General features: G+C 66.2%; 6 protein-coding genes. All 6 read left to right on the plus strand.

Features of this window, described 5'->3' with window-relative positions:
- The first annotated feature begins 436 nt into the window (after nt 1–436).
- The gene (locus tag QZ609_RS24090; RefSeq protein ID WP_295500263.1) at nt 437–1,420 is read left to right on the plus strand and encodes a KpsF/GutQ family sugar-phosphate isomerase; all 984 of its coding nucleotides are present in this window, start codon (nt 437–439) and stop codon (nt 1,418–1,420) included.
- Between the two features lie 9 nt (nt 1,421–1,429).
- Nucleotides 1,430–2,017, plus strand: coding sequence for an HAD family hydrolase (locus QZ609_RS24095; protein WP_295500265.1), 588 nt, complete (start codon nt 1,430–1,432; stop codon nt 2,015–2,017).
- A 3-nt stretch (nt 2,018–2,020) separates the two neighbouring features.
- Nucleotides 2,021–2,653 carry an LPS export ABC transporter periplasmic protein LptC gene (lptC, locus tag QZ609_RS24100; RefSeq protein ID WP_295500268.1) on the plus strand — a complete coding sequence of 211 codons (633 nt, stop codon included), beginning with the start codon at nt 2,021–2,023 and terminating at the stop codon, nt 2,651–2,653.
- 59 nt (nt 2,654–2,712) lie between these two features.
- Nucleotides 2,713–3,330, plus strand: a complete 618-nt coding sequence (gene lptA / locus QZ609_RS24105) for a lipopolysaccharide transport periplasmic protein LptA (RefSeq protein WP_295500271.1) — start codon at nt 2,713–2,715, stop codon at nt 3,328–3,330.
- 30 nt (nt 3,331–3,360) lie between these two features.
- Nucleotides 3,361–4,149, plus strand: coding sequence for an LPS export ABC transporter ATP-binding protein (gene lptB, locus QZ609_RS24110; RefSeq protein ID WP_295500274.1), 789 nt, complete (start codon nt 3,361–3,363; stop codon nt 4,147–4,149).
- A 95-nt stretch (nt 4,150–4,244) separates the two neighbouring features.
- On the plus strand, nt 4,245–5,430 hold a 1,186-nt coding region (locus QZ609_RS24115; protein ID WP_295500277.1), incomplete at its 3' end, for an RNA polymerase factor sigma-54.

A 5,430-nucleotide genomic window follows, 5' to 3' on the forward strand; every position in this document is an offset into this window, starting at 1 on the left:
AGCACGCCCACCACCAGGTAGGCCAGCATCGGCGGCAATTGCAGCATGCGGAACAACACCACGCCGATCACGGCGGCGGCCAACAACACGAGGGTGAGTTCCAGCGGCGAGTGCATGCGACGCGAAAAACCAGGCGACAGGGTTGGAAAACAGGAGGCGGCGCCCCAGGTATCGGAACGGTGCGTGCAGCAAACGACACGCAGCACCTTTGCAAGACCGATGCCAGGACTGATACCGGAAGGCCAGGAACGCGACACGCGAGACGCCGTAGTGTAGAAACCGCAGCGTGGCGACGGGATGAAAGGATGGTCGGAAGCAGGATGCTGCGGCGCAGCAAGGCGGTGCGCCCGCACGCTCCGCCACTCCCCCGCAAGCCAAGCCCCAGCGCGCTGTGGGCGACTGGGGCCGGTATCAATCGTTGTTATACTTCGCCGCCATGATAGCGAATTTCAATCCGGATCGAGCGCTTGCGCTGGCGCAGCAGACCTTCGACATCGAAGCGCAAGCCGTGCTCGGCCTCAAATCCCAGGTGTCCGCCGACTTTGCGCGCGCGGTCGAGATGGTGCTCGGCTGCACCGGCCGTGTGGTCGTGTCCGGCATGGGCAAGTCCGGTCACATTGCGCGCAAGATTGCGGCCACGCTGGCCTCGACCGGCACGCCGGCCTTCTTCGTGCACCCGGCCGAAGCCAGCCATGGCGACCTCGGCATGGTCACGCGCGACGACGTCTTCATCGGCTTCTCCAATTCCGGCGAAGTGTCGGAGTTGAACGCCATCCTGCCGCTGGTCAAGCGCCTGGGTGCCAAGCTGATCGCCGTGACGGGCAACCCGCAGTCCTCGCTCGGCACGCACGCCGACATCGTGCTGAACTCGCACGTCGACGTCGAAGCCTGCCCGCTCAACCTCGCGCCGACCGCCAGCACCACCGCGCAGATGGCGCTGGGCGACGCGCTGGCCGTGGCCGTGCTCGACGCGCGCGGCTTCGGCGCCGATGACTTTGCCCGCTCGCACCCGGGCGGCTCGCTCGGCCGCAAGCTGCTCACCCACGTGCGCGACGTCATGCGCGCGGGCGACGCCGTGCCGCGCGTGCTGGAAGACACGCCGCTGTCCCAGGCGCTGATGGAAATCACGCGCAAGGGCATGGCGATGACGGCCGTGGTCGACGCGCAAGGCCGCGCCGTGGGCGTCTTCACCGACGGCGACCTGCGCCGCCTGCTGGAAACCCCGCGCGACTGGCGCACCGTGCCCATCGCCGACGTCATGCACCACAACCCGCGTTCGGTCGGCCCGGACCAGCTCGCCGTCGAGGCCGTCGAAGTGATGGAAACGCACCGCATTAACCAGCTCCTGGTGGTCGATGCCGCCGGCATGCTGGTGGGCGCGCTACACATCCACGACCTCACGCGCGCCAAGGTCATCTGACCCCCGCTGATGTCCGCCCCGCCCGATTCTCCCGTCCACAGCAACATCGACGCGCGCTTTCCGCAGGCGATGGAACGCGCCGCGCGCGTGCGCCTGATGATCTTCGACGTGGACGGCGTGCTCACCGACGGCCGCCTGCTGGTCGGCCCCGAGGGCGAGATCAGCAAGGCCTTCGACACGCTCGACGGCCACGGCATCAAGCTGCTGGCCCAGGCAGGCGTCACGCCGGCCATCATTACCGGGCGGCAGTCCGAGATCGTCGCCTGGCGCGCCGGGGAACTCGGCATCGAGCATCTGTACCAAGGCGTTGCCGACAAGCGCGAAGCCTTTGCCCATCTGCTTGCCGCCACGGCATTGCTGCCCGCCGACGCCGGCTACATGGGCGACGACTGGCCCGACCTGCCCGTGATCGTGCAGGTGGGCTTTGCCGCCTGCCCCGCCCAGGCCCACGCCGAGGTGCGCGGCCGCTGCCACTACGTTGCGCAAGCGGCCGGTGGGCGTGGCGCGGTGCGCGAAGTCGCCGACCTGATCCTCAAGGCACAGGGCGCCTACGACGCACTGCTCGCGCGCGCGCTGTCGGCACCCGACTCCCCATAAACCATGGCCAGCGAACGCACCCAACACATCATGGCGACCCTGCTGCAGATCATGCTGCGCGGGCTGCCGATCCTGCTGATGGCGCTGGTGTGCGGCGTGACCTTCCTGCTGGTGCAGGTCAACACGCCGCAAACCGACGAGACCGCAACCCGCCCCAAGCGCCACACCGCCGACTACACCATGGACGGCATCTCGGCCACCGCGCTGGACGAGACCGGCGTCACCAAATACCGCTTCACCGGCGTCCACATGAATCATTACGAGGACGACCTGACCTACGACGTCACGTACCCGGCGCTGCGGGTCTACGCCCCCGACCGACCGCAGGTCACCGCCCGCGCCGATCTGGGCAAGATGAACGGCGAAGGCACCATCATCGATCTGTACGACAACGCCAAGGTCGTGCGCGCCCAGGGCCCCGACGCCCACCAGGACCCGCTGATGACCGCCAATTCGACCTACTTCCAGGTCCTGCTCAACGACGACGTGGTGCGCACCGACAAACCGGTCGAGCTGCATCGCGGGCCGTCGATCATGAACGCCAACGGCCTCGTCTTCAATAACGTGACGCGCCAAGTACAATTGCAGGGCAATGTGCGCGGCCGAATCGAAGGGCTGGGGGCGCCGAAGCAGTAAACTTGCGCTCCGGCCCTCAGATCACGCCCTCGACCGCGCTTCTCTCCGATCCGACTTCCATGACCGATTCCCTCCGCGTTGCCGGCCTTGCCCCGCTGGCCCTGATTGCCGCGCTGCTGCTGCCGGCCCTGCCCGCGCACGCCGAACGCGCCGACCGCGACAAGCCGCTGGTGCTCGAAGCCGACAACGCCAGCTACGACGACGTGAAGCAGGTCTACCATCTGACCGGCAATGTGGTGCTGACCAAGGGCACCATGGTGCTGCGCTCGGACGCCGCCGAGCTGCGCACCGACCCGGAGGGCTACAACTACGCCATCGCCACCGCCAAGCCCGGCAACCTCGCGTTCATCCGCCAGAAGCGCGACAACGTCGACGAGTACATCCAGGGCTACGGCGAGCGCATCGAATACGACGGCAAGCAGGAGATCTCCAAGCTGATCAACCGCGCCCGCATGGAACGCCTGCAGGGCGCCACGCAGCTCGACGAGATCCGCGGCGCGGTCATCACGTATGACGGCCAGAAGGAGTTCTACACGGCGTCCGGCGGCGCGGACAATGCCACGGCGGCCAACCCGTCGGGCCGTGTGCGCGCCGTCCTCGCGCCGCGCAGCAGCGCGCCGGCAGCGTCGCCAGCACCGGCCCCTGCGGCGCCGTCCACGCCCGCCGCCAAACCCTGATCCGCTCCGCCCGTCTTTCTCGTTTCGCCTATGTCCGCCACCACCCTCGCCCCCAAGTCCGCCGCGCCGCAGGCCGCCATCTCCAGCACGCTGGTGGTGCGTCACCTGAAGAAGCGCTATGGCACGCGTACGGTGGTCAAGGACGTGTCGCTCGACGTCAAGAGCGGCGAGGTGGTCGGCCTGCTCGGCCCCAATGGCGCAGGCAAGACCACGTCGTTCTACATGATCGTGGGGCTGGTCGCGCTGGACGCCGGCGACATCGTGCTCGACGGCGAGCACATCAGCGGCCTGCCGATCCACCAGCGCGCGCGCATGGGCCTGTCGTACCTGCCGCAGGAAGCCTCGGTGTTCCGCAAGCTCAACGTGCAGGAGAACATCCGCGCCGTGCTCGAGCTGCAGGAGCAGGACGGCAAGCCGCTCTCGCAAGACGCGGTCAACCGCCGCCTGGACACGCTGCTCGACGACCTGCAGATCGCCCACCTGCGCGACAACCCCGCGCTGTCGCTGTCGGGCGGCGAGCGCCGCCGCGTGGAAATTGCCCGGGCACTGGCCTCGTCGCCGCGCTTCATCCTGCTCGATGAACCGTTTGCCGGCGTGGACCCGATCGCCGTGGGCGAGATCCAACGCATCGTCAGCTTCCTGAAAGACCGCAACATCGGCGTGCTGATCACCGATCACAACGTGCGCGAAACGCTGGGCATCTGCGATCACGCCTACATCATCAGCGAAGGCGCGGTGCTGGCCGCCGGTAGCCCCGCGCAGATCATCGAGAACGAAGACGTGCGCAAGGTCTACCTGGGCGACAACTTCCGCATGTGACAAACGCCATCGCCTAGTCCATACGGACGTCGCAACGGCGCACCTTAAAGCAAAATCCGTTCCATCGATCGACTGTTGGGCATAGAATAGCCCGCATGAAACAGTCGCTCCAGCTCCGCCTTTCTCAACACCTGGCGCTCACGCCGCAACTGCAGCAGTCGATCCGCCTGCTGCAGCTGTCGACCATCGAGCTGCAGCAGGAAGTCGAGCAGGCGCTGACTGAAAACCCGCTGCTGGAGCGGGAGAACGAGTGGCTGGATACCTCCGCACGCATCGGCGCGGATGGCTCCGTCAACGCACTGCAGAGCAGCAGCGCCACCCCGCTGCCGACCGAATCCCCGCCGCCGTCGCCCAATGGCGCCGACAGCAACGACACCTCCGAATCCTCGTTCGACAACGGATCCGATTTCGACAGCGACTACGGTTCCGACCGCTCCGACTGGAGCCTCGACGACTTCGCCCGCAAGCCGCAATCCGACGAAGACGATCGCGCGCCACTGCAGTTGCGCGAAGCCGAGCAAAGCCTGCGCGAATTCCTCATGGAACAACTCGCGCCGCTCAAGCTCTCGATGCGCGACAAGGGCCTCGTCATCTTCCTGATCGAATCGCTCGACGACGAAGGTTATCTGTCGGGCACGCTCGACGAAATCCTCGCAGATCTGCCGGCCGAACTCGAAGTCGAACTCGACGAACTGCAAGCCGCGCTGCGCATGCTGCAGAGCTTTGATCCGCCCGGCATTGGCGCGCGCTCAGCGGCCGAATGCCTGTCGTTGCAATTGCATCGGCTCGATTCGCCAGCGAAAGGGCTGGCGCTCATCATCGTTAATCAGCATCTCGAACTGCTGGCCGCGCGCGACTACACGCGCTTGAAGAAGGCATTGTGCGTCGACGAACCCACACTGAAAGCTGCGCATGAGCTGATTCGTTCACTGGCACCGTTTCCGGGTCATGCATTCGGCCGCGCCGAAGCGGATTTCGTGGTGCCCGACGTGATTGTGCGCAAGACAAGCGCAGGCTGGATGGCGCAACTGAACCCCGACGTCATGCCGCGGCTGCGCATCAACGACATGTACGCGCAGATCCTGCGCAGCAGCCGCGGTGAATCGGGCGCTGCCAATCTGCAGCAGAAGCTGCAGGAAGCACGTTGGCTGATCAAGAACATCCAGCAGCGCTTCGATACGATCCTGCGTGTCTCGCAAGCGATTGTCGAGCGTCAAAAGAGCTTCTTCACGCACGGCGAAATCGCCATGCGCCCCTTGGTTTTGCGGGAAATAGCCGATA

The sequence above is a fragment of the uncultured Ralstonia sp. genome, from assembly GCA_913056305.1.
GTDB lineage: Bacteria > Pseudomonadota > Gammaproteobacteria > Burkholderiales > Burkholderiaceae > Ralstonia.